Source organism: Streptomyces sp. NBC_01198 (assembly GCF_036010485.1).
In the GTDB taxonomy this organism is placed as follows: domain Bacteria; phylum Actinomycetota; class Actinomycetes; order Streptomycetales; family Streptomycetaceae; genus Actinacidiphila.
Genome location: NZ_CP108568.1, coordinates 3,211,354 through 3,232,616, shown reverse-complemented (window position 1 = coordinate 3,232,616; position 21,263 = coordinate 3,211,354). Strand labels below are relative to the sequence as shown.

Here is a 21,263-nt window from a genome sequence, read left to right as displayed (position 1 = left end):
GGGGGTGCCACTCGCGGTGGCGTGCGCCCGTTTCCCGCCGTCGTGGCTGGTGCCGCAGGGTGATTGCCACTTGCGGCAGCCCCCCGGGGGGGCGTGGGCCGGGGAAAGGGCGGCAGGCGCCCCAAGGCTAGGGGCGGCGGAAGTCGCGGTCGCGCCAGGGGAGTTCGGCGGTGACGACCGTGGGGCCGCCCGGCGGGGAGGCGACGACGAAGAGGCCGTCGACGGAGTCGAGCCGTTCCGCCAGGCCGGCCAGGCCGGAGCCCGCCCCCACGTCGGCCCCCCCGCGCCCGTCGTCCCGCACCTGGATCATCAGCCGGTCGGAGCTGCGCCACACGTCCACCGAGGCGCGCGCGGCGCCACTGTGCTTGCTGACGTTCTGCAGCAGCTCGGAGACCGTGAAGTAGGCGATGCCCTCGATCGCCTCCGCCGGCCGGGCCGGCAGGTCGACGGTGACGGAGACCGGGACCGTGCAGCGGGTGGCCACGGACGACAGGGCCGCGTCCAGGCCGCGGTCGGTGAGGATCGCCGGGTGGATGCCGCGGGCCAGGTCGCGCAGCTCCTGGAGGGCGATCTTGACCTCGCCGTGCGCCTCGCCGACCATGCGGGCCGCGGCCTCGGGGTCTTCGAGCAGCTTCTCCTTGGCCAGGCCCAGGTCCATCGCCAGCGCCACGAGGCGCGCCTGCGCCCCGTCGTGCAGGTCGCGCTCGATGCGCCGCAGGTCGGCCGCGGCGGTGTCGACGACGACACCGCGGTCGGACTCCAGCTCGGCGATCCGCTGCTCCAGCTCGTCGGACGGCTGGAGCAGCCCGCGGACGAGCGCCCGGTCCACCGCCGACATCCCGCGGGACAGGAACGGCAGCACCGGCCAGGCGACGAAGAGCGAGGTCAGCGTCACGGTGAAGGTGACGATGCCCCACGGCAGCCGGATGGCCAGATACAGCGCGTGCCGCCAGGCCACCGGGTCCTTCAGCGTCATCCACAGCCAGGGAAAGAAGCCGAAGGTGCCGGGCCGCAGCGGGCGCGGGTCGTCCACCCGCACCCCGAGCAGCGCCCGTGCCCTGGCGCGCTCCACCGTGCCGAGCAGCCGGCAGCCGAGCAGGCTGAAGGCGAGCAGCGGCAGCCCGATCACGGTGACGGAGAGCCCCGCACCGATCGACAGCGTCGTGACGACGTAGACGAAGCCGATGATCCCCATCGGGAGATTCAGCAGCAGGTTGAGGATCTCCTTCCACGTCACGGCGTCGAAGGCGAAGCGCGGCGGCGGGAGGGCGGCACCGTCGGACCGGTCGGCCGGGTGGGCCTCCGCGGCCGTGGCGGTGCGGTGTGCGGGTGGCGGCGAGGCGTTCATGCCCCCAGCCTGCCGGGGAACCGGCGCCCCGCGCCATGGGGTGAGTGGGCGGGAGCCGGGTGGGGTTATCCCCAGGTCGCCCGCCCGCGGGCGGCGCCCGGGCCCCGTCGCTGCTCCGGAACGCCTCAGGAAGGGCCCCGCGCGCCCCGCCCCGCACCGGTCCCGTCCACCTGACGGGATACGGCGGACAGTGGCGATCAGGCCAGGGCCTAGACTCCCTCCGTATAGATCGGCTAAAGATCCAACCGGTTCACTGGACACCACCGATCGATGAGTGAACGAGTCAACGAGGGGCGGACGGACGTGGACTACTTCCACGGCTACTCGGTCGTCGGCCTGGTCGCGGTCGTCGGTGTGCTCTTCGTTTCCGTCGCCTTCGCCTCCGGCCGCCTGCTGCGGCCGGTCGTGCCGACGCCGGAGAAGATGCTCACCTACGAGTGCGGGGTCGACCCGGTCGGCGGGGACTGGGCACACACCCAGATCCGCTACTACGTGTACTCCTACCTGTACGTGATCTTCGCGGTCGACGCGATCTTCCTCTTCCCCTGGGCGACGGTCTTCGCCGCGCCCGGCTTCGGGGGCGCGACGCTGGTGGAGATGTTCGTCTTCATCGGCTTCCTCGCGGTCGGGCTGCTCTACGCCTGGAAGAAGGGCGTCCTGGAATGGATCTGACCCCGGCCGGCACCCCCGCCGCGGGCTCCACGGGCGGCGCCTCCGTCGCGCCGCCGGAACTGCTTCCCGAGCCGCGCCGGCTCGGCCCGCTGTCCCGGCTGGCTCCCGAGCCGATGAAGGTGGTCCTGAACTGGGGCCGCCGCTACAGCCTGTGGGTCTTCAACTTCGGGCTCGCCTGCTGCGCGATCGAGTTCATCGCCGCGTCGATGTCCCGGCACGACTTCATCCGGCTCGGCGTGATCCCCTTCGCGCCGGGTCCGCGGCAGGCCGACCTGATGATCGTGTCGGGCACGGTGACCGACAAGATGGCGCCGGCCGTGAAGCGGCTCTACGAGCAGATGCCCGAGCCGAAGTACGTCATCTCCTTCGGCGCCTGCTCGAACTGCGGCGGCCCGTACTGGGACTCGTACTCCGTGACCAAGGGCGTCGACCAGATCATCCCGGTCGACGTCTACGTGCCCGGCTGCCCGCCGCGGCCCGAGGCGCTGCTGCAGGGCATCCTCAAGCTCCAGGAGAAGATCGCCCGCGAGTCGCTGGGCGAGCGGTACGGCACCGCGGCGCCCGCCAAGCCCTCCGTGCGGGCGCTGACCAGCGGGCTCGTCACCCCGCCTGCCGCGCCCGCCGGTGATCCCGGGGACACGCCGTGACCGGATGGCTGCCGCGCGAGGCCGCGGAGATCTTCGGCGCGGGCGCCACCGCCGAGGAGGCGTACGACCTGCTGACCGTCGACGTGCCGGCCGAGTCGTGGGTGCCCGCGCTGACCACCGCACGCGACGAGCTGGGCTGCACCTTCTTCGACTGGCTGAGCGCGGTCGACGAGCCGGGCACCGGTTTCCGGGTCTGCGCACACGTGGTGGCGCTGGGCGGCGCCGGCGGCGTACGGCGGCTGCTGCTGCGTACGACAGTCGGCCACGACGAGCCCGCGCTGGCCAGCGCGACCGGCGTGCACCCGGGTGCGGCCTGGCACGAGCGGGAGACGTACGAGATGTTCGGCGTCGCCTTCACCGGGCACCCCGGGCTGTCGCCGCTGCTGCTGCCCGAGGAGTTCGAGGGGCACCCGCTGCGCAAGGACTTCGTGCTCGCCGCCCGGGTCGCGAAGGCCTGGCCGGGCGCGAAGGAGCCGGGGGAGTCCCACGACGGCGGCCCCAAGCGGCGGCAGATGCAGCCGCCCGGGGTGCCGGACCCGAACGAGTGGGGCCCGCTCAAGGGCCAGCTCGCGCCGGCCCCCGCCCGCCCGGCACGCGCCGCCCGCGGTGCCGCCGCCGGCGGCGAACGCCCGGCCCGCCGCACCCGCAGCGTGACCGAGGGCTCGACGGGCCAGACCCCGGACGCCCCCTGGCACCGCCCGACGCCGGCCCCGAAGCAGCCCCCGGCCCCCGAGCCCCCGGCCACGGACCCGCCCGCCGCCGCCGAGCCGCCTGTTGCCGAGCCGCCCGCCGTCGCCGAGCCGCCGTCGCCTGAGCCGCCTGCCGCCGAACCCCCGGCGGCCGAGCCGCCCGCCCCGAAAGACCCGGCCCCGAAAGACCCCGCCCCGAAGGAACCCCCGGCAGAAGGAGGCGACCCCACATGAACGACGCGCTCGACGTCGTCCTGCGGCTGGTCGCCGTCCTGGTCGCCTTCCTGGTCCTCCCGCTGCTGGTCGGGCAGACCGAGCACAAGGTCATGGCGCACATGCAGGGCCGACTCGGCCCGATGTACGCCGGCGGCTTCCACGGCTGGGCCCAGCTCGTCGCCGACGGCGTGAAGTTCGCGCAGAAGGAGGACATCGTCCCGGCCGAGGCCGACCGCCGGGTCTTCCAGATCGCGCCGGCCGTGGCCCTGCTGCCGTATCTGCTGGTGCTCGTCGCCATCCCGGTCGGCCCGGACGGTTTCGTCGGTGAGGCCGTGGACGCCGGGCTGATCTTCGTGCTGGCCGTGATGGGCGTCGGCGTGCTCGGGTCGCTGATGGCCGGCTGGGCGTCCGCGAACAAGTACTCGCTGCTCGGCGGCCTGCGTACGGCCGCCCAGCTGATGGCGTACGAGCTGCCGATGCTGCTGGCCGCCGCCTCGGTGGCGATGGCGGCAGGCACCCTGTCGCTGCCCGGCATCCTCGACGGCTACCACTGGTGGTGGACGCCCTGGCAGCTGGTCGGCGGCGTGGTGTTCTTCACCGCGGGACTCGCCGAGCTGCAACGCCCGCCGTTCGACATGCCGGTGGCCGACTCCGAGATCATCTTCGGCGCCTACACCGAATACACCGGGCTGCGCTTCGCGCTGTTCCTGCTCGCCGAATACGCCGGCATCGTCGTGCTCTGCGCGCTGACCACGGTGCTCTTCCTCGGCGGCTGGCACGGGCCGTGGTCGGGCAGCGCCGGGTGGGTGTGGACGCTGGTCAAGACCGGGCTGCTGGCCTTCGTCGTGATCTGGCTGCGGGTCAGCTACCCGCGGCTGCGCGAGGACCAGCTGCAGAAGCTCGCCTGGACCGTGCTCATCCCGCTGTCCCTCGCCCAGATCGCCCTGACCGGCGTCGTGAAGGTGGTGATCTCCTAGCCATGCCCCCCATTCCCGGTTCCGGTCTCGCCAAGGGCCTGGCGGTCACCCTGCGGACCATGACCAAGCGCACCGTCACCGCGCAGTATCCGGACGCGCTCCCCGAACTGCCGCCGCGCAGCCGCGGGGTGATCGCGCTGTTCGAGGAGAACTGCACGGTGTGCATGCTGTGCGCGCGCGAGTGCCCCGACTGGTGCATCTACATCGACTCCCACAAGGAGACGGCCCCGCCGGCCGCCCCCGGCGGTCGGGAGCGCAGCAGGAACGTCCTGGACCGTTTCGCCATCGACTTCTCCCTGTGCATGTACTGCGGTATCTGTATCGAGGTGTGCCCCTTCGACGCGCTGTTCTGGTCACCGGAGTTCGAGTACGCGGAGACGGACATCCTCGACCTCACCCACGAACGCGACAAGCTGCGGGACTGGATGTGGACGGTGCCCGCCCCTCCCGCGCTCGACCCCGCCGCGGAGGAGCCGAAGGAGATCGCCGCCGCCCGCAAGGCCACCGAGAAGGCCGCCGCCGCCTCGGCCGCGGCGGCCCGCGCCGCCGAGCAGGGCACCGGCGGCGGCCAGGCCGGTGCGCAGGACAGTGATGAGGCCATAGGCCGGGGCGACGACCAGGGGAAGGGTGACGCGTGAACGTCAGCGCCGCCGCCCACCACCCCGGCTTCCTGTCCCCGACCGGTGTCGAGATCACCTTCGTGCTGATCGGCCTCGCCACCCTCGGCGCGGCCCTGCTGACCGTCACCACCCGGCAGCTGGTGCACGCCGCCCTGTGGCTGGTCGTAGCGCTCGGCGGCCTGGCCGTCGAATACCTGCTGCTCACCGCCGAATTCATCGCCTGGGTCCAGGTGCTGATCTACGTGGGCTCCGTCGTCGTCCTCCTGTTGTTCGGCCTGATGCTGACCAGAGCGCCCATCGGCCGCTCCCCGGACGCCGATTCGGAGAACCGGCTGGTCGCCCTCGGAGTCGCGATCGCCGCGGCGGCCGCGCTGGTGTGGGTGGTCGTGGACGCCTTCCGCACCACCTGGATCGATCTGCACGGGGTCGTGCAGGGCTCCTCCCGGGCCACCGGCGAGAGCCTCTTCCGGCACTGGGTCCTGCCCTTCGAGGCGCTGTCGGTGCTGCTGCTCGCCGCGCTGGTCGGCGCGATCGTGCTGTCCCGCCGCGACCCGGACACCCCGCCCGGCGGCACCCCGGGCGCGCCGGCGGCCGGCGGCCCCCCCGCCGACGTGCCCGCAGCCGGCAAGGAGCGCAGCTGATGCACCTCGCCTATCCGGCCGTCCTGGCGGTCCTCCTCTTCTGCGTCGGCCTCTACGGGGTGCTGGCCCGCCGCAACGCGATCCTCGTCCTGATGTCCGTCGAGCTGATGCTCAACGCCGTCAACCTCAACCTGGTCGCCTTCGACGTCTGGCTGCGCGACTCCCTGCACGCCGGCCAGGCGCTGACCCTCTTCACCATCACCATCGCCGCCGCCGAGATCGGCCTCGGCCTGGCGATCGTGCTGCTGGTCTTCCGCAACCGCGGCAGCTCCGACATCGACCGGCTCACCGGTCTCGCGGATCCGCACGGCCCGCAGGCACCCGACGCACCTGACGACGCCACGCCCGCGGCGGCGGCCGACGACGAGAAGGCCGAGGCCACCGCGTGACCCTGACCGCCCTTGCCGCGCTCGTACCCCTCCTGCCCTTCCTGGGCGCGGCCGCCGGACTGCTGCTCGGCCGGCGCGCACCCGGCTTCGTACGCCCGCTGGCCGTGCTGCCCACCGCGGCCGCCTTCGTGCTCGCCGCGGTCACCGCCGCCCGGCAGGGCACCGGCGACCCCACCGACGCCGCGCACCGGCTGACCGTCACCGGCTCGGTGCCGATCGACCTGGCCCTGCACCTGGACGGCTTCTCCGTCCTGGTCGCCGTGCTGGTCGGCCTGGTCGCGACCTGCGTGCAGCTCTACTCCGTCTCCTATCTGCGCGACGACCCGCGCTACCCCTCGTACGCCGCCCTGGTCTCGCTCTTCACCTCCGCGATGCTGCTGGTCGTCTACACCGGCGACCTGATGGTGCTGCTCGTCGGCTGGGAGGTGATGGGCATCTGCTCCTACTTCCTGGTCGGGCACTACTGGGAGAGCGAGACCGCCCGGGCCGCCTCGATCAAGGCCTTCCTGGTCACCAAGCTCGGCGACGTCCCCTTCCTGATCGGGGTGTTCGCGCTGGCCGCCGACGCGCACACCTTCCGTATCACCGGCATCCTCGACGCCGCCGCCCACGGGCGGCTGCACCACCCGACCGTGATCGCGCTGCTGCTGCTCGCCGGGGTCGCCGGCAAGTCCGCGCAGTTCCCGCTGCACACCTGGCTGCCTGACGCCATGGCCGGACCCACCCCGGTGTCCGCGCTGATCCACGCGGCCACCATGGTCGCGGCCGGTATCTACCTGGTGGCCAGGCTGCTGCCGGTCTTCACCGCGTCGGCCGCCGCGCTCGCCGTGCTGGCCGCGATGGCCGCCGTGACGATGATCGGCTCCGCGCTCGCCGCCCTCGCGCAGGACGACATCAAACGCGTGCTGGCCTACTCCACGATCGGCCAGCTCGGCTACATGGCCGGCGCGCTGGCCGTCGGCAACCGCGACGCCGCCGTCTTCCACCTCCTGTCGCACGGTGCCTTCAAGGCCCTGCTCTTCCTGGGCGCGGGCGTCGTCATCCACGCCGCCGGCACCAACTCGCTCACTGCGATGTCCCGGATGGGCTCGCTCGGCAAGCGCGTCCCCGACGCCATGTGGACCATGGGCCTGGCCCTCGCGGCACTGGCCGCCCTCCCTCCGCTGTCCGGCTTCTTCTCCAAGGAGTCGGTCCTGCGCGCCGCCGAGCACGCCGCCGCCGGCGACACCCCGCACGTGCCCTCCGCGGTCGGCTGGACCGTCTTCGTCGCAGGCCTGGCGGCCGCGCTGCTGACCGCCGGCTACGCGACCCGGCTGTTCCTGCTGGCCTTCCGCGGCAGCGGCCCCGACGCCCCCGACCACGGCAGGCAGCCGGTCGTGATGACCACCGTGCTGTGGGTGCTCGCCATCCCCACGCTGGCCTTCGGCGGCCTCGCCTACCGCGAGCTGCCCGACTGGTTCGGCGGCGCCCCGCTCGGCCCGACCCTGGTCACCTCCGTCCTCGGTACCGGTCTCGCCCTGGTCGGCGTCCTCGTCACCTACGGCGCCTGGTCCGCGTCCACCGCGACCCGCGGCGCCGTACCCGCCGGCGCGGTGGTCACCGCCGACCCCGACGCGGAACCCGCGCTCGTCGAGGCCGAGGCGATCGCCACCCACGAGGAGATCTACGGCGACATCGCGGCCGCCGACGACCCCGGCGACCCGGGCCGGCTGCTGCTCGGCCCGCTGCACCCGCTGGCCTCCCACGGCTTCCGGCTGGACGCCGTCTACACCGCCCTCTTCGTCGGCCCGGTGCTGGCCGCCGCGAACCTGGTCCGCTTCCTGGACCGGGAGGTCATCGAGACCTACGTCCGCGCCGCCGGCGGCACCCCGCGACTGCTGGGCGCGGCCGTGCGCAGGGCCCAGAACGGAAACGTCCAGACCTACCTCAGCGCGCTGCTGGCCGGCGCCGTGGTGCTCGCCGTCCTCGTCGCCGTCGGAGGCTGAGAACCAGTGAACGACACCGCCCTGCAGTACGTCCTCGCGGCGATCGTGGTGCTGCCGCTGCTCGGCGCGGTCGGCGCCCTGCTCCCGCCGCCCCCCGGTCTGCGCGGCCGGCACCCCGACCAGGCCGTGCTGCGGCACGGCGTAACCGTCACCGGCGCCGTCCTGATCCTCGCCGTCGTGCTCGCGGCCGGCTTCGACCACGACCACCCGGCGACGATGCAGGCGAGCACCGATCTCAACTGGATCCCCGCGCTGAGGATCCACCTCCACCTCGGCGTCGACGGCATCTCGCTCCCCCTTCTCGTCCTGACCGCGCTGCTGACCTTCCTGTGCGCGCTCTACTCCTACTTCCACCTGCCGCCCGGCGGGTCGGCCAAGGCCTTCGTCGCGCTGCTGCTCCTGCTGGAAGCAGGCACGCTGGCCACCTTCTCCGTACTCGACCTGATGCTGTTCTTCCTGGCCTTCGAGACGGTCCTCATCCCGATGTACTTCCTGATCGCCCGCTGGGGCGGCGGCGACCGGGAACGGTCGGCCCTGCGCTTCATCGTCTACACCCTCCTCGGCTCCGTGATCATGCTGCTCGGCCTGCTGCTCATCGGCATCAAAGCGGGCACATTCGACATGGTGGCACTCGCCACTGACAACGGGTCACATCTCAGTCACTCCACGCAGCTGATCGCGGTCCTCGCCATCGGCCTCGGCCTGGCGATCAAGGCCCCGATGTGGCCGCTGCACAGCTGGCTCCCGGACGCCCACACCGCCGCCCCGACCGTCGGCTCGGTGCTGCTGGCCGGGGTGCTGCTGAAGATGGGCACCTACGGCCTGGTGCGGATCGTGCTGCCCGACACGCCGGGCGGCATCCAGACCTTCGCGCCCTACCTGGCCGCCTTCGCCGTCGTCGGCATCATCTACGGCTCGCTGGCCTGCCTGGCCCTGGCCCGGCAGGGCAACGGCGGCGACCTCAAGCGGCTCATCGCCTACTCCTCCGTCGGCCACATGGGCTTCGTGCTGCTGGGCATCGCCTCGCTGAACCCGACCGGCGTCAACGGCGCGCTGTTCGCGAACATCGCCCACGGCCTGATCACCGGCCTGCTGTTCTTCCTGGTCGGCGCGGTGAAGGACCGTTACGGCTCCAGCGACCTCGACCACCTCGCCGGCCGCACCGGCGCTGCCCTCTACGGCCGCGCCCCCCGGCTCGGCGGCCTGCTCGCCTTCGCCGCGGTCGCCTCGCTCGGGCTGCCGGGCCTGGCCGGGTTCTGGGGCGAGATGCTCGCGATGTTCGGCGCGTTCAAGCCCGGCGCGGGCCTGAGCCGCCCCGCCTACCTCACCTTCACCGCACTCGCCGCCTTCGGCACCTTGCTGACCGCCGGCTACCTGCTGACAGTGGTCCGCCGGGTCTGCATGGGCGACCGGGAGACCGCGGAGCTGCGGCCCGCCCTCGCCGACGTCAAGGCGTACGAGTTCGCCGCGTGGACGCCGCTGGCCGCCCTCACCGTCCTGGCCGGCCTGTGGCCCGCCGCCCTGCTCGGACTCACCGACCCGGCCGTACGCTCCCTGCTCGGAGGCCACTGATGCCGTCCCTCGTGCAGTCCGTCGACTGGACGGCGCTCACCCCCGTGGTCATCCCGGCCGCGCTCGCCGTGGCCGTCCTGGTCGCCGACCTCTTCCTGCCGCAGGACCGCAAGCCGCTGCTCGGCTGGATCACCGCCGCCGGGCTGCTGGCCGCCGCGCTCACCCTGATCCCGCTGCGTGACGGCCAACGGACCACCTTCTGCCAGAGCGGCACGGGCACCGGCGGCTGCTCCTACGCCGCCGACCACTTCGCCCTGGTGATCCAGGCCCTGGTGCTGGGCGGCGCGCTGCTGACCGCGCTGCTCTCGATCGGCACGACGGAGCGGATCCCCACGGGTGAATACTGGTTCCTGCTGCTGTCCTCCGCCGCCGGCGCCGCCCTGCTGCCCGCCTCCCGCGACCTGGCCACGCTGATCGTCGCCCTCGAAGTGACGACGCTGCCCGCCTTCGCGCTGGTGGGCCTGCGCCGCGACGACCGGCTGTCCAGCGAGGCCGCGCTGAAGTTCTTCCTGACCTCGGTGACCGCCACCGCCGTGTCGCTGCTCGGCATCAGCTTCGTCTACGCGGCCACCGGCACCCTGCACCTGGCCGAGGTCGCCGGCGGCCTCACCCACACCCCCGGCCAGCTGCACACCCTGGCCAGGGCGGGCGTGGCCCTGACCCTGGTCGGCTTCGCCTTCAAGCTGGCCGTGGCGCCCTTCCACTTCTGGGTGCCCGACAGCTACGCGGGCGCGCCGCTGCCGGTCGCCGCGTATCTGTCGGTGGTGGGCAAGGCGGCCGGCTTCTCCGGGCTGATCCTGGTCACCGTCGTCGCCTTCCGCCCGTACACCAGCGTGTGGGGCCCGGCGATCGGTGTGCTGGCCGCCCTGACCATGACCGTGGGCAATGTCGGCGCCCTGCGGCAGCGGCCCGACGTGCCGCGCAGCGCGGTGCGGCTGCTGGCCTGGTCCTCGATCGGGCAGGCGGGCTACCTGCTGGTCCCGCTCGCCGCCGCCGCGTCCGCCGATGACCCGGCGCACGAGATCGGCACCACCGTCGCGTACGCGCTGATGTACGGCGTGGTGAACCTCGGCGCCTTCGCGGTCGTCGCCCTGGTCGAGCGCACGGCGCCGCACAGCCGCCTGAGCGATTACCGCGGCCTCTACGCCTCCCGCCCGGCGGCCGCCCTCGCGCTCGCCTTCTTCCTGCTCTGCCTGGCCGGACTGCCGCCCGGCGTGATCGGGCTGTTCGCGAAGGTCGCCGTCTTCTCCTCGGCGGTCGGCGCCCAGCACGGCTGGCTCGCGGTGATCATGGCGGTGAACGTCGCCATCGCCCTCGTGTACTACCTGCGCTGGACCGCCCTGCTCTTCACCGCCGCACCCGACACCGCGGCGGCCCGGTCACGTGACGGCGCGCCGACCGGCGCACGTACCGCAGAGGTGCCCGTCGCGGTCCTCGCCGAGGAGCGGGTGCCGGCCGGGCTCACCCTGGCCGTCGCGCTGACCGCGGTGGCCGCGATCGCCCTGTCGGGAGCACCGCAGCTGGTCCTCAGGTACGCCCAGGGCACCCTGCTCTGACCCTCCCGCGCCCGGCCTCCCCGCGCTGGTCCTGGCTGGTAGCTGTCCGTGCGCGCGGGTACGCGCAAGGGAACTGGCGCCGCCCCGGTGGCGTTGGACAGAACAGGAGGTTCTCCTTGGGAGAGCCTCCCCGGTACACCGCAGAATCTGGAGGGCGCACGTGCACCGCCGGCACAACGGGTTGAAGACCGCCGTTCTTCTCGGCGTCCTGTCCGCACTCATCCTGGCCATCGGCAGCATCTTCGGCCGGACCGGGCTCATCGTGGCGCTCGTCATCGCCCTGGGCACCAACGCTTACGCGTACTGGAACAGCGACAAGCTCGCGCTACGCGCGATGCGCGCCCGCCCGGTCAGCGAGTTCGAGGCGCCCGCGCTGTACCGGATCGTGCGTGAACTGTCGACGGCCGCCCGGCAGCCCATGCCGCGGCTGTACATCTCGCCGACCGAGGCGCCCAACGCGTTCGCCACCGGCCGCAACCCGCGCAATGCCGCGGTCTGCTGCACCGAGGGCATCATGCGCATCCTCGACGAGCGCGAACTGCGCGGCGTCATCGGCCACGAGCTGAGCCACGTCTACAACCGCGACATCCTCATCTCCTCGGTGGCCGGCACCCTCGCCTCCGTCGTGGTCTTCCTGGTCAATTTCGCCTGGCTCATCCCGGTGGGCCGCTCGGACGACGACGACGGGCCCGGCATCGTCGGCCTGCTGCTGATGATGCTCCTCGGCCCGATCGCCGCCTCGCTGATCCAGCTCGCCGTCTCCCGCTCCCGGGAGTACGAGGCCGACGCCTCCGGCGCCCGCCTCACCGGCGACCCGCTGGCCCTGGCCTCCGCCCTGCGCAAGCTCGACGCCGGGACGAGGCAGCTGCCGCTGCCTCCCGAGCCGCGCTTGGAGACCGCCAGTCATATGATGATCGCAAACCCTTTCCGCCCGGGCGACGCGTCCAAGCTGTTCTCGACCCACCCCCCGATGGCTGAGCGCATCACCCGCCTCGAACGGATGGCAGGGCGACCCTGATGAGAACTGTTCTGAACGTCATCTGGCTGGTGCTGTGCGGTCTGTGGCTGTGCCTCGGCTACTTCCTGGCCGGACTCATCCTGTGCATCACCATCATCGGCATCCCCTTCGGCATCGCGGCGTTCCGCATCGGCATCTACGCGCTGTGGCCCTTCGGCTACACCACGGTGGAACGCCGGGACGCGGGCACCGGCTCGCTGGTCGGCAACGTGCTGTGGCTGGTCCTGGCCGGCTGGTGGCTGGCCCTGGGGCACATCGTCACGGGCATCGCGCTGGCGATCACCATCATCGGCATCCCGCTGGCGATCCCGAACTTCAAGCTGATCCCGCTCTCGCTGATGCCGCTGGGCCGGGAGATCGTGCCCAGCGACGAGCCCTTCGGCGCCCGCCGGGTCCGCTGACCCGCCTCCCCGGGTTAGGTGCGCCGCCCGAGACCCGCGGTGTACGCGACCCCGGGAGCCGGCTCGCCCACCCGCCCCGCCTCCCGCGTCACAGCGGTGACGCGGGGCCCGCCCCCACGACCCGGTCCGACCCGTCGGGCCCCTGGTCAGACGGCTGCGCCCTGCTAGTCTCGGCTGCGGAGGTGCACGGCTGTGGACGTCGACGCGCTCAGCACGCAGGCCGCGGGCGCGGAAGTGCCCCCCGGCCTCGCCGGCTACGCCGCGTATCTGCTGCGTCGCGCCTACGCCCTCGCCAACCGCCTCGCCCCGGACTTCACCGGGACCACGGAGGGCGCGGGCAGCGCCCGCGACTTCCAGGTCCTCGACGCCCTCGGCGAGCCCGGCGCCGCCTACTCCCAGCAGGACCTCGGCGACCGGCTCGGCATCAACCGCACCACCATGGTCAAGCTGATCGACCGCTTCGAGGCCGCGGGACAGGTCACCCGGGCGCGCAATCCCGACGACCGGCGCTCGTACGTCCTGGCGCTCACCGAGGACGGCAGGGCGGCGGTCAAAGCGATGGACCCGGCCGTGGCCGCCGCCGACGACAAGCTCACCGCGGGCCTGACCGCCGCCGAGCGCGACCGCCTCGACGCCCTGCTGGCCGAACTGCTCTCCCGCCCCCAGGGGGGCCCGCACCGCACCGGTTCGCTGATCACCCAGGCGCACCACTTCGTACGCCACCGCATCGAGGCCGCGCTGGCCGACAGCGCCCTGCAGGCCAGGCACTTCGGCGCGCTGACCGTGCTGGCAGGCGCGGCCTGCTCGCAGCAGCAGCTCGCCCGGCGGCTGGCCATCAGCGAGCAGGCGGTGCTCCAGGTGGTGGACGACCTGGAGCGGGCCGGCCGGGTGGCACGTGACCGCGACCCGCAGGACCGCCGCCGCTACGCCCTGCGCATCACCGAGGCCGGCCGGGTCGCGCTGCGCGGTGCCCGCGGGGTCGTCGAGGCCGCGGAGGCGGAGATGGGCACGGCGCTCGGCGCGGACGGCAGGGCCGAACTGGCGGCGCTGCTGGCCGCACTGCTGCGCGCCGACAGCTGACCTCGCCCCCCGCCCGCGGTCCGCGCAAACCCGGAGCCCCGCCGCGCCCCCGGTTGCGCGAGGATGGGAGCCGAACGGGCAACGCTGCCCCGATGTCGAGGAGATGACCCATGGGCACCCTGCAGGTCGGCGACAAGGCACCTGACTTCACGCTTCCCAACCAGGCGGGGGAGCCGGTGACGCTCAGCGACTTCCTGGGCGAGAAGGTCGTGGTGCTCTACTTCTACCCCAAGGACAACACCCGCGGGTGCACCGCGGAGGCGTGCAGCTTCCGCGACAGCTACGAGAGCTTCACCGACGCCGGCGCCGAGGTGATCGGCGTCAGCTCCGACTCGGTGGCCTCGCACGAGAAGTTCGCCGGGCAGCACGAGCTGCCCTTCACCCTGCTGTCGGACGCGGGCCGCGCGGTGCGCAAGCAGTACGGCGCCGCGACGCTGGGCGGTGTGGTCCCCGGACGCATCACCTTCGTCATCGACCGCGACGGCGTCATCCGGCACGCGTTCTCCTCGATGATGAACATCGGCGGTCACATAGACGACGCGCTCGTGGTGGTCAAGGAGTTGCAGGCGGCGCAGTAGCCGCCGGAGCCCGGCGGCTGAGGGTTGCGGGAGACAACGCATATGAATATTGACGGTTCAGGTAGCTGACGATATCGTCGTGGGCGATGGTCCAGTGCCGGTTCACTGCCTGCTCCGAGGAGAGTTGTGATGACCACAGCGCGTCAGCCGGGCGAGAGCGGCGATCTCCTGATGATGTACGCCTTCCACGACGGGCTGCGCCGCGACGTGGCGGCCGTCGCCAAGTCCGCCGCCGTCACCGGTGACGACCCGGCGCGGCTCACCGCCACCCACTTCGGGTGGGACCTGCTCAAGCGCTTCCTGATCATCCATCACTCGGCCGAGGACGAGATCCTCTGGCCCCGGATGCGGGAGATCCTGGTCGACCGCCCCGACGAGGTCGAACTCCTCGACGCGATGGAGGAGGAGCACGAGACGATCGACCCGCTGATCGCCGCGATCGACGCGGCGCTCGCCGACCAGGAAGGCGGCCACGCCGCCCTCGGTGACGCCGCCGACGCCTTCGCCACCGCGCTCAACGCCCACCTCACGCACGAGGAGGGCGACGCTCTTCCGCTGATGTCACGTGAACTGCCCACCGCCGACTGGGTCAGGTTCGCCGACTCCCAGCGCAATGGTGTCGGCCAGGGCCTCGCACCGCGCTACGTCCCATGGCTGCTGGACGGCGCCACCCCGGAGCGGGCGGACCAGATCCTCGCGATCTTCCCCCCGCCGGTGGTCGCGCAGTACCGCCGCGCATGGCGACAGCAGTACGCGGAGCTGAACCCCTGGGCGACCGGCTACGGCAGGGCGTAGCCCCCTGCCGTCCGCCCGGACGCGAGAGGGCCGGCGGGGCGCCTGCACGCCCCGACGGCCCTCTCGTGTGACCACCGTCCCTTGCCCCGGCCGGACGCCGAGCGCCCGCCGCGGCCACGGCTCAGCGGTAGTTGACGAACTGCAGCGCGAAGTCCAGGTCCTTGCCCTTGAGCAGCGCCTGCACCGCCTGCAGATCGTCCCGGCTCTTCGAGCTGACCCGCAGCTCGTCCCCCTGCACCTGGGCCTTGACGCCCTTCGGCCCCTCGTCGCGGATGATCTTCGCGACCTTCTTCGCGTTGTCCTGCGAGATGCCTTCCTCGATCGAGGCGAAGATCTTGTACTCCTTGCCGGACAGCTGCGGCTCACCCGCGTCCAGCGCCTTGAGCGAGATCCCGCGCTTGACCAGCTTCGTCTCGAAGACGTCCAGGATCGCCTTGACGCGCTCCTCGGAATTCGCCTCCATCAGGATCTTCTCGCCCGACCACGCGATCGACGCCCCGACGTTCTTGAAGTCGTAGCGCTGCGAGATCTCCTTCGCGGCCTGGTTGAGGGCGTTGTCGACCTCCTGCCGCTCGACCTTCGAGACGATGTCGAAACTGGAGTCGGCCATCTTCAGTGGGCTCCTTGACTGTGTTCCATCGGCGTTCCATCGATCCATCTGTCGCACGGCCCGTCGCCGGCCCGTCACCCACCACCCTAGCCACCGCGCACCCCCAGCGCGCTGATCAATCCGGTGGCGGACCACCCCTGCGCATCGGGTATCGTTTACGTCGTCGCCACGGACCTCCGCGAACAGCGGACCAGTCCCACGGCGTCATCCCATGGCGGTATGCCCGAGCGGCCAATGGGAGCGGACTGTAAATCCGTCGGCTTAGCCTACCGTGGTTCGAATCCACGTGCCGCCACATGGAAGAGGTCCCTGACCTGCAGCGATGCAGGCCAGGGACCTTTGTTTTGCCCCACCTCGGGGCACCCGGGTCCCCCCGGACCCGCCCCGGCCCGCCGTCCACCGGCTTTCGTGGACGGGACGTGGACGGGATCCGGGCGCGGGATCGCCGAGTCACCGCTGTCGAGGGACCGGGCGAGGAGGCGGCAGCCCCCCCAGCACCCAGCGCTGCACGCTCGCCCGAGCCACGCGAGTCCGCTACTCCCCCCCACCCGCCTCGTCGCACCGCACTTCGGGGACACCCACCCCGATCGCAACTTCCTCCATCTGCCCGGCTCTTGGGGCGGGCGCCCCGTAACGTGCAGGGAAGGCGCTTCAGCGCGACCTGGCGTCCACGGAGGGCAGGTTGACCGAAATGCCCGAGTCTCGCAGGGTAAGTAGAATCCCCTGCGCCACGTCCTGGAACGCCTGGTCAGCCCCTGTGCTCCCCGCGCCCGCGGGGCTGGTGCACCGCGTCCCGCGGACGGATGTCATCGTCCGGAGTGCGACGCCGGGCACGGGCCGTGACAGCCCGTCAGCGTTCCTCGTGGGGGCTCATGCTCGCCAGAGCCAGGCGAAGATGGCGGCGAACGTCCCCATCGTGATCAGGATCGCGATCAGCCGGGCGGTTTTCTCGGGAGATTCGATCGCCCGCTGAACCGTCTGCCACATCCCGTCGAAGACCATGGCACACCTCCCACCACGCCGGGGATGTCCCACCTGAAATGGCAGACCACCCGCCTGATTCTCACCGTGCGGGTACCGCGGCGGCGGGAGCGGCGACACGCCGGGCGGATCACCCGAATGTGTGTCCGTCCGGGGCCGGGTTGGCGTGTTCGGCGTGGGGCAGACGGGCCTTATGGAAACCGTTGCCGCTGCTTCCCGACCTTCCGGACGGCCTCTTCGCCGTGCTATGTACGTCGGCGTCTGCGTGGTCGCCCTCGGGCTGACGCTCGGCGCGTGCGACAGCGGGGGCTTCCCGGTGGCGCACCGGGACAGCGTCAGCCCGGACAGCGGCCTGCACGGCGGCGGCCTGCACGACGGCGACTTCCGGGTGGGCGACCTCGTCATGGGCGACGCCGACACGGTCGTGCTGGACGGCGTCTCCGGCCGGATAAGTGTCAGCGCCGACACCGCCACGCACACGGCCAGCGGCGTCTTCCGCGGCTCCGACGGCAAGGGCCTGCGGGTGCGGACCCGCGACGCGGGCCACGGCGCCGTGGCCGTGGAGTGCGCCGACGACGCGGGCCTCGCCGTACCGTGCGCCGGGGATCTGTCGCTGCGTCTGCCGGCCCGCACCGGGCTGCGGTTGCGCCAGACGTCGGGGGAGACCGACCTGTCCGGGATCGGCGGGCCGCTGGAGGTCACGGCCGCGTCCGACCGGCTCACCGCCGTGGCCCTGCACTCCGCCAGCGCCAGCCTCCACGTCACCTCGGGCAGCGCCGACGTAGGCTTCTCCGGCGCCCCCGGCGCGCTGTCCGTGCAGGCCACGTCGGCCTCGATGACGGTGCGGCTGCCGGGCGGCAGCACCGGCTACGCGGTCACCTCGGCCGTCACCTCCGCCGACGTCAGCGTCCAGGTGCCGCGGGACGACGCCGCCGCGCACCGCGTCTCGCTCCAGGTGGTGTCCTCCTCGCTCGCCCTGCTGCCGGCCTGACGGGCGGCGGGTCCCCCAGAAAGTGCGGCCTGGTGGGACGACGGGTCAGGGCCGCGGCGGCGGGTCCGCCGGGAGCCGGTCGGCGCCCAGCGGGGAGTGGTGGGCGAGGACCTTGCGGTGGGTGATGCGCCAGTCGTCCGGCGTACGGGCGACGGTGTCGTCGTAGGTGACGGTGCCGCTGGCTCCCGCCGTGGTGACGCCGATGCCCTTGGACAGGGCGCGGACGCGGCCGTCAGCGAGTTCGGTGAGGACGATGTTGGTGACGTGGTGGCCGAGCGGGTTGCGCTCGCCGAGCGCCAAGGCGGCGTCGCGGGTCGCGGCGAGGCCGTGCAGGGGCGGCTGGCCGAAGTCGCTGATGTCGTAGGTGACATCGGCGGTGAACAGTTCGCCCATGCGGTCGAAGCGGCCGCTGTCGACCAGGTGGCCGTGCATCGAGATCAGGTCGGTGACCGCGGTCCGGTCCTCGTAGGTCAGTGCCATCGGATCCCTCTCGCCGGACGTGATACGGGGAGGTCCCCGTTTGCCCTCGCTAGAGTAGTGGGGACATCCCCACTTCACAACGGCCGGAGAAACCAGTGGCACATGGCAGCGGACCGGCGCCCGTACCGCAGCGGGCACGAAGGGCGGATGCCGCGCGCAACGCGGAACTCCTGCTCTCGGCCGCGAAGGAGCTCTTCGAACGGGACGGCCCCGACGCCGCGCTCGACGAGGTGGCCCGGCGGGCGGGCCTCGGCAATGCGACGCTCTACCGGCACTTCCCCACCCGGGGTGACCTGCTGGTGGCCGTCTACGCCGACGAGGTCGCCGAGTTGTGCCGGGGAGGCGGCGCCCTGGCGGAACGGCACGAGCCCGGCGACGCCCTCTTCGGCTGGCTGGACGACTTCGTCGTGCACGTGGCGACCAAGCGCGCGCTGGCGCTCGCGGTCACGGAGGGCCCGGACGAGCGGCGTACGGAACTGTTCGCGCGCTGGCACGAGTCGATGAGGTCGACCGCCGAAGGGCTGCTCGTGCGGGCACGCGCGGCCGGGGCGGTACGCGGCGACCTCGCGGTCGGCGACCTGCTGGCGCTGGTCAGCGGTGCCGCCATGACCGCGGCCGACGTTGGGCACGCGCGGCGGCTGCTGGGAATCATGCGGCACGGCTTCGAGTCGTCGGCCTGACGGCCGGTGCGGTGCCGGCTGCGCGGCCCTCGCCGCGGAGCCGGCCCACCGGCGGTGTCAGGCGAGTTGCGCGACCGCGGTGGCGATGTCGGTGTCCCCGGAGACCAGCTCCAGGGTCAGGCCCGCGGTCGCCGGGGCGTCCAGCAGGGCGACCAGCACAGCGGCGACATCGTCACGCGGGATGCTGCCGCGGTCCACGTGGCCCGCCGAGAGCCGCACCCGGCCGGTACCCGGGTCGTTCGTCAGGCCGCCCGGGCGCAGGACCGTCCAGTCCAGCGACGTACGCGCCCGGATCGCGTCGTCGGCCGCGCCCTTGGCGCGCAGATACGCGGCGAAGCCCGGCTCCTTGAACGTCGAATGTGCGTCCGCGCCCATGGACGAGACGATCAGATAGCGCCGTACGCCGGCCCGTTCCGCGGCGTCCGCGAGCAGTACGGCCGCGTCGCGGTCGACGGTCTGCTTGCGGTCAGGACCGCTGCCCGCGCCCGCACCCGCGGCGAAGACGGCCGCGTCCGCGCCGGCCAGGACGGCGGCGACGTCGTCGACGGTCGCCGACTCCAGGTCGAGCACGACCGGTTCCGCGCCGGCTCCGCGTAGGTCGTCGGCCTGCGCCGGATTCCTGATCAGGCCCGCGACCGAGTCGCCCCGGGCGGAGAGGAGGCGCTCCAGGCGCAGGGCGATCTGGCCGTGGCCGCCGGCAATGACAGTGCGCATGCTCCGACGTTACGTCGTCACGGCCGGGCGCGCGCGGGGGCGCGCCGCGTCCGAACAGGGCGCCGCCCCGCGGGCTGGGCCGACGACCGGCAAGGCTGGGCGTACCTCCCGCCGAAGGCAGCGGGAGAGCGGGCGTACCAGGCGCCGCGGCCCAGGCGGGATTTGTCAGACGCGGCCTACGCCTCGCGGTGCGCCTGGCGCGGCAGGTCGAGGGCGGGGTCGGCGGAGGTGTCGCAGTATTCGCGGACCGCGCTGGTGCGGGAGACGACGCGGCCGTTGTGGATGACGATGCGGCTGTAGGCCAGGGCGAGGACGCCCTCGATGGTGTCGCCGCGTACCGCGAGGAGTTCGGCCGGGAAGCCGGCCTCGACGCGCACCTCGGGCAGGCCCAGGACGGCACGGGCCTGAGTGCTGATCAGCTCGTAGGACCGCAGGGGCTCGCACTCGCCGTAGGAGGCGAGCAGGAAGGCGGCCTCCAGGGGGTCGCCGCGGCCCACCGGGTTGGCGAGGTCGGCGAGGGCGCCGCTGCCGGCCGCGACCGGCACCCCGGCGCGGCGCAGCAGGCGTACCGGGGTGTGCAGGCCCGCGGCCCCGCGGCGGACCGACTCCAGGCCGCCGCAGCCGCCCTGCGGGAGGGTGACGACGGAGATCCCGGCGGCGGCGAGCCGTTCCGCGGCGTAGATCGCCGCGTCCGGCGGCAACGTGCCGAGCCCGTGGCAGGGGCCGAGGGTGACCCCGGGGCGCAGGCCGCCGGCCATGGCGGCGAGCCGGGACAGCCGGGCGGGGTCGTCGGCGGCGGTGTGCAGGTCGACGGGAACGCCGAACTCGGCGGCGAGCGAGATGACGGCCTCGGCGTGCCCGCTGGGGTCGGGGTCCAGGTCGGGGCAGCCGCCGACCGCGGAGGCGCCCATCTTGAGTGCGTCCCGCAGCACGTCGAGCCCGTCGGCGCCCGCGGCGCCGGTCAGCAGCCGCGGTACGGCCACGGCGTGGACGTCGACCAGGCCGCGCAGCGCCCGCCGGGCCTGGAGCACCGCTTCGAGGGCGCGCAGCCCGTGGACGTCGCCGACCCGTACGTGGCTGCGTACGGCCGTCGCGCCGTGGCCGAGCTGGAGCAGGGCGGCCTCGGTGGCCCGGCGCTGGACGTCGGCGATGTCGCCGGCCGGCGGCCCGTCGGCGGCCGCGGTCAGGGCGAGGTCGAGGTGCGCGTGCGGCTCGGCGGGCGCGGGCAGCAGCAGATAGCCGCGCAGGTCGATCCGCGCCCCGGCGCCCGGCCGGCTCGCGGCCCCCGTCGCGGTGAGGCTGCCCCCGGTGCCGACCGCCTCGATCCGCGGTCCGCTCAGCCGGACGTCGACGGTCCGCCCGTCGGTGAGGCGGGCGCCGCACAGCAGCAGCGTGGCGGTCTCGGCGGCGGTGCCGCGCGGGCTGTCGGTCATCGCGCTCCTCCGGTGCTGGGGTGCCTCCCGCCCGGGGACGGGAGCGGGACGGGCGTGGAGGCAGTGGAGGGTGGGGCTGGCGGGCGGGAAAGGCTGGAACGGGAAGGCGGGGCTCAGGGGGGAGTGACGGGGGGCGGGACGGCCCGGGAATCACGGGACGGTCACGCATGGTCGAGCCTAGGGGTCGGCC

General features: G+C 73.1%; 23 protein-coding genes and 1 tRNA gene. 18 read left to right on the top strand and 6 right to left on the bottom strand.

The annotated features are described in order from the left end of the window. Positions 1-127: 127 nt before the first annotated feature. Positions 128-1,348: a sensor histidine kinase gene (locus OG702_RS14410; RefSeq protein WP_327289276.1), complete on the bottom strand. Its 1,221-nt coding sequence runs from the start codon at positions 1,346-1,348 to the stop codon at positions 128-130. Between the two features lie 270 nt (positions 1,349-1,618). Between OG702_RS14410 and OG702_RS14405 the strand changes: the two genes are divergently transcribed. The 15 genes from OG702_RS14405 to OG702_RS14335 all read left to right on the top strand — a co-directional run bounded on the left by OG702_RS14405 (position 1,619) and on the right by OG702_RS14335 (position 15,184). Continuing rightward, positions 1,619-2,020, top strand: coding sequence for an NADH-quinone oxidoreductase subunit A (locus OG702_RS14405; RefSeq protein WP_327289275.1), 402 nt, complete (start codon positions 1,619-1,621; stop codon positions 2,018-2,020). Beyond that, positions 2,011-2,667, top strand: a complete 657-nt coding sequence (locus tag OG702_RS14400; RefSeq protein ID WP_327289274.1) for an NADH-quinone oxidoreductase subunit B — start codon at positions 2,011-2,013, stop codon at positions 2,665-2,667. The genes OG702_RS14405 and OG702_RS14400 overlap by 10 nt, the downstream gene beginning before the upstream one ends. Beyond that, the gene (locus tag OG702_RS14395; protein WP_327289273.1) at positions 2,664-3,590 is read left to right on the top strand and encodes an NADH-quinone oxidoreductase subunit C; all 927 of its coding nucleotides are present in this window, start codon (positions 2,664-2,666) and stop codon (positions 3,588-3,590) included. The genes OG702_RS14400 and OG702_RS14395 overlap by 4 nt, the downstream gene beginning before the upstream one ends. Then, positions 3,587-4,549, top strand: coding sequence for a complex I subunit 1/NuoH family protein (locus tag OG702_RS14390; RefSeq protein WP_327289272.1), 963 nt, complete (start codon positions 3,587-3,589; stop codon positions 4,547-4,549). Before OG702_RS14395 ends, OG702_RS14390 begins: the two co-directional genes overlap by 4 nt. A gap of 2 nt (positions 4,550-4,551) precedes the next feature. Further along, complete coding sequence (locus tag OG702_RS14385) at positions 4,552-5,187, top strand: NuoI/complex I 23 kDa subunit family protein (protein ID WP_327289271.1); 636 nt, start codon at positions 4,552-4,554, stop codon at positions 5,185-5,187. Then, positions 5,184-5,810, top strand: coding sequence for an NADH-quinone oxidoreductase subunit J family protein (locus OG702_RS14380; RefSeq protein WP_327289270.1), 627 nt, complete (start codon positions 5,184-5,186; stop codon positions 5,808-5,810). Before OG702_RS14385 ends, OG702_RS14380 begins: the two co-directional genes overlap by 4 nt. Next, complete coding sequence (nuoK, locus tag OG702_RS14375) at positions 5,810-6,199, top strand: NADH-quinone oxidoreductase subunit NuoK (protein ID WP_327289269.1); 390 nt, start codon at positions 5,810-5,812, stop codon at positions 6,197-6,199. Before OG702_RS14380 ends, nuoK begins: the two co-directional genes overlap by 1 nt. Further along, positions 6,196-8,184 (top strand): NADH-quinone oxidoreductase subunit 5 family protein, encoded by a 1,989-nt coding sequence (locus OG702_RS14370; protein ID WP_327289268.1) that lies wholly within the window; start codon positions 6,196-6,198, stop codon positions 8,182-8,184. The genes nuoK and OG702_RS14370 overlap by 4 nt, the downstream gene beginning before the upstream one ends. A gap of 21 nt (positions 8,185-8,205) precedes the next feature. Continuing rightward, on the top strand, positions 8,206-9,756 hold the full coding sequence (locus tag OG702_RS14365; RefSeq protein WP_442814709.1) for a complex I subunit 4 family protein: 1,551 nt from the start codon (positions 8,206-8,208) through the stop codon (positions 9,754-9,756). Then, positions 9,756-11,312: an NADH-quinone oxidoreductase subunit N gene (locus OG702_RS14360; protein ID WP_327289266.1), complete on the top strand. Its 1,557-nt coding sequence runs from the start codon at positions 9,756-9,758 to the stop codon at positions 11,310-11,312. Before OG702_RS14365 ends, OG702_RS14360 begins: the two co-directional genes overlap by 1 nt. Before the next feature lie 160 nt (positions 11,313-11,472). Further along, on the top strand, positions 11,473-12,330 hold the full coding sequence (gene htpX, locus OG702_RS14355; protein ID WP_327289265.1) for a zinc metalloprotease HtpX: 858 nt from the start codon (positions 11,473-11,475) through the stop codon (positions 12,328-12,330). Next, entirely contained in the window at positions 12,330-12,731 is a 402-nt protein-coding gene (locus OG702_RS14350) for a YccF domain-containing protein (RefSeq protein WP_327289264.1), read from the top strand. The genes htpX and OG702_RS14350 overlap by 1 nt, the downstream gene beginning before the upstream one ends. Positions 12,732-12,923: 192 nt before the next feature. Further along, entirely contained in the window at positions 12,924-13,811 is an 888-nt protein-coding gene (locus OG702_RS14345; RefSeq protein ID WP_327289263.1) for a MarR family winged helix-turn-helix transcriptional regulator, read from the top strand. Positions 13,812-13,921: 110 nt separating this feature from the next. Continuing rightward, the gene (locus tag OG702_RS14340) at positions 13,922-14,389 is read left to right on the top strand and encodes a peroxiredoxin (RefSeq protein ID WP_327289262.1); all 468 of its coding nucleotides are present in this window, start codon (positions 13,922-13,924) and stop codon (positions 14,387-14,389) included. A gap of 129 nt (positions 14,390-14,518) precedes the next feature. Beyond that, on the top strand, positions 14,519-15,184 hold the full coding sequence (locus OG702_RS14335) for a hemerythrin domain-containing protein (protein ID WP_327289261.1): 666 nt from the start codon (positions 14,519-14,521) through the stop codon (positions 15,182-15,184). Between the two features lie 121 nt (positions 15,185-15,305). Here OG702_RS14335 and OG702_RS14330 read toward each other — a convergent pair whose 3' ends face one another. Further along, on the bottom strand, positions 15,306-15,794 hold the full coding sequence (locus OG702_RS14330; protein WP_327289260.1) for a YajQ family cyclic di-GMP-binding protein: 489 nt from the start codon (positions 15,792-15,794) through the stop codon (positions 15,306-15,308). Between the two features lie 213 nt (positions 15,795-16,007). Here OG702_RS14330 and OG702_RS14325 point away from each other — a divergent pair. Then, positions 16,008-16,089 (top strand) — tRNA-Tyr (locus OG702_RS14325). A 575-nt stretch (positions 16,090-16,664) separates the two neighbouring features. Here the strand turns inward: OG702_RS14325 and OG702_RS14320 are convergent. Next, positions 16,665-16,796, bottom strand: a complete 132-nt coding sequence (locus tag OG702_RS14320; protein WP_327289259.1) for a hypothetical protein — start codon at positions 16,794-16,796, stop codon at positions 16,665-16,667. A gap of 226 nt (positions 16,797-17,022) precedes the next feature. On the opposite strand from OG702_RS14320, the gene OG702_RS14315 reads away from it, so the two are divergent. Further along, positions 17,023-17,766 (top strand): hypothetical protein, encoded by a 744-nt coding sequence (locus OG702_RS14315; RefSeq protein WP_327289258.1) that lies wholly within the window; start codon positions 17,023-17,025, stop codon positions 17,764-17,766. A gap of 45 nt (positions 17,767-17,811) precedes the next feature. Here the strand turns inward: OG702_RS14315 and OG702_RS14310 are convergent, their stop codons facing one another. After that, the gene (locus OG702_RS14310; RefSeq protein WP_327289257.1) at positions 17,812-18,246 is read right to left on the bottom strand and encodes a nuclear transport factor 2 family protein; all 435 of its coding nucleotides are present in this window, start codon (positions 18,244-18,246) and stop codon (positions 17,812-17,814) included. A 95-nt stretch (positions 18,247-18,341) separates the two neighbouring features. Here OG702_RS14310 and OG702_RS14305 point away from each other — a divergent pair, with 95 nt between their 5' ends. Then, on the top strand, positions 18,342-18,926 hold the full coding sequence (locus OG702_RS14305) for a TetR/AcrR family transcriptional regulator (protein ID WP_327289256.1): 585 nt from the start codon (positions 18,342-18,344) through the stop codon (positions 18,924-18,926). A 57-nt stretch (positions 18,927-18,983) separates the two neighbouring features. On the opposite strand, the gene OG702_RS14300 is transcribed toward OG702_RS14305, so the two are convergent. Continuing rightward, entirely contained in the window at positions 18,984-19,640 is a 657-nt protein-coding gene (locus OG702_RS14300) for an NAD(P)H-binding protein (RefSeq protein WP_327289255.1), read from the bottom strand. Positions 19,641-19,816: 176 nt separating this feature from the next. Continuing rightward, positions 19,817-21,073, bottom strand: a complete 1,257-nt coding sequence (locus tag OG702_RS14295; protein WP_327289254.1) for an amidohydrolase family protein — start codon at positions 21,071-21,073, stop codon at positions 19,817-19,819. Positions 21,074-21,263 lie beyond the last annotated feature (190 nt).

Bases quoted from the DNA above. Each gene is read 5' to 3' on its own strand.
- OG702_RS14330 (WP_327289260.1), bottom strand. From the start codon at position 15,794: ATGGCCGACTCCAGTTTCGACATCGTCTCGAAGGTCGAGCGGCAGGAG.
- OG702_RS14310 (WP_327289257.1), bottom strand. From the start codon at position 18,246: ATGGCACTGACCTACGAGGACCGGACCGCGGTCACCGACCTGATCTCG.
- OG702_RS14295 (WP_327289254.1), bottom strand. From the start codon at position 21,073: ATGACCGACAGCCCGCGCGGCACCGCCGCCGAGACCGCCACGCTGCTG.
- OG702_RS14300 (WP_327289255.1), bottom strand. From the start codon at position 19,640: ATGCGCACTGTCATTGCCGGCGGCCACGGCCAGATCGCCCTGCGCCTG.
- OG702_RS14315 (WP_327289258.1), top strand. From the start codon at position 17,023: ATGTACGTCGGCGTCTGCGTGGTCGCCCTCGGGCTGACGCTCGGCGCG.
- OG702_RS14360 (WP_327289266.1), top strand. From the start codon at position 9,756: ATGCCGTCCCTCGTGCAGTCCGTCGACTGGACGGCGCTCACCCCCGTG.
- nuoK (WP_327289269.1), top strand. From the start codon at position 5,810: ATGCACCTCGCCTATCCGGCCGTCCTGGCGGTCCTCCTCTTCTGCGTC.
- OG702_RS14410 (WP_327289276.1), bottom strand. From the start codon at position 1,348: ATGAACGCCTCGCCGCCACCCGCACACCGCACCGCCACGGCCGCGGAG.
- OG702_RS14385 (WP_327289271.1), top strand. From the start codon at position 4,552: ATGCCCCCCATTCCCGGTTCCGGTCTCGCCAAGGGCCTGGCGGTCACC.
- OG702_RS14320 (WP_327289259.1), bottom strand. From the start codon at position 16,796: ATGGTCTTCGACGGGATGTGGCAGACGGTTCAGCGGGCGATCGAATCT.
- OG702_RS14400 (WP_327289274.1), top strand. From the start codon at position 2,011: ATGGATCTGACCCCGGCCGGCACCCCCGCCGCGGGCTCCACGGGCGGC.
- OG702_RS14405 (WP_327289275.1), top strand. From the start codon at position 1,619: ATGAGTGAACGAGTCAACGAGGGGCGGACGGACGTGGACTACTTCCAC.
- OG702_RS14350 (WP_327289264.1), top strand. From the start codon at position 12,330: ATGAGAACTGTTCTGAACGTCATCTGGCTGGTGCTGTGCGGTCTGTGG.
- OG702_RS14335 (WP_327289261.1), top strand. From the start codon at position 14,519: ATGACCACAGCGCGTCAGCCGGGCGAGAGCGGCGATCTCCTGATGATG.
- OG702_RS14390 (WP_327289272.1), top strand. From the start codon at position 3,587: ATGAACGACGCGCTCGACGTCGTCCTGCGGCTGGTCGCCGTCCTGGTC.
- OG702_RS14340 (WP_327289262.1), top strand. From the start codon at position 13,922: ATGGGCACCCTGCAGGTCGGCGACAAGGCACCTGACTTCACGCTTCCC.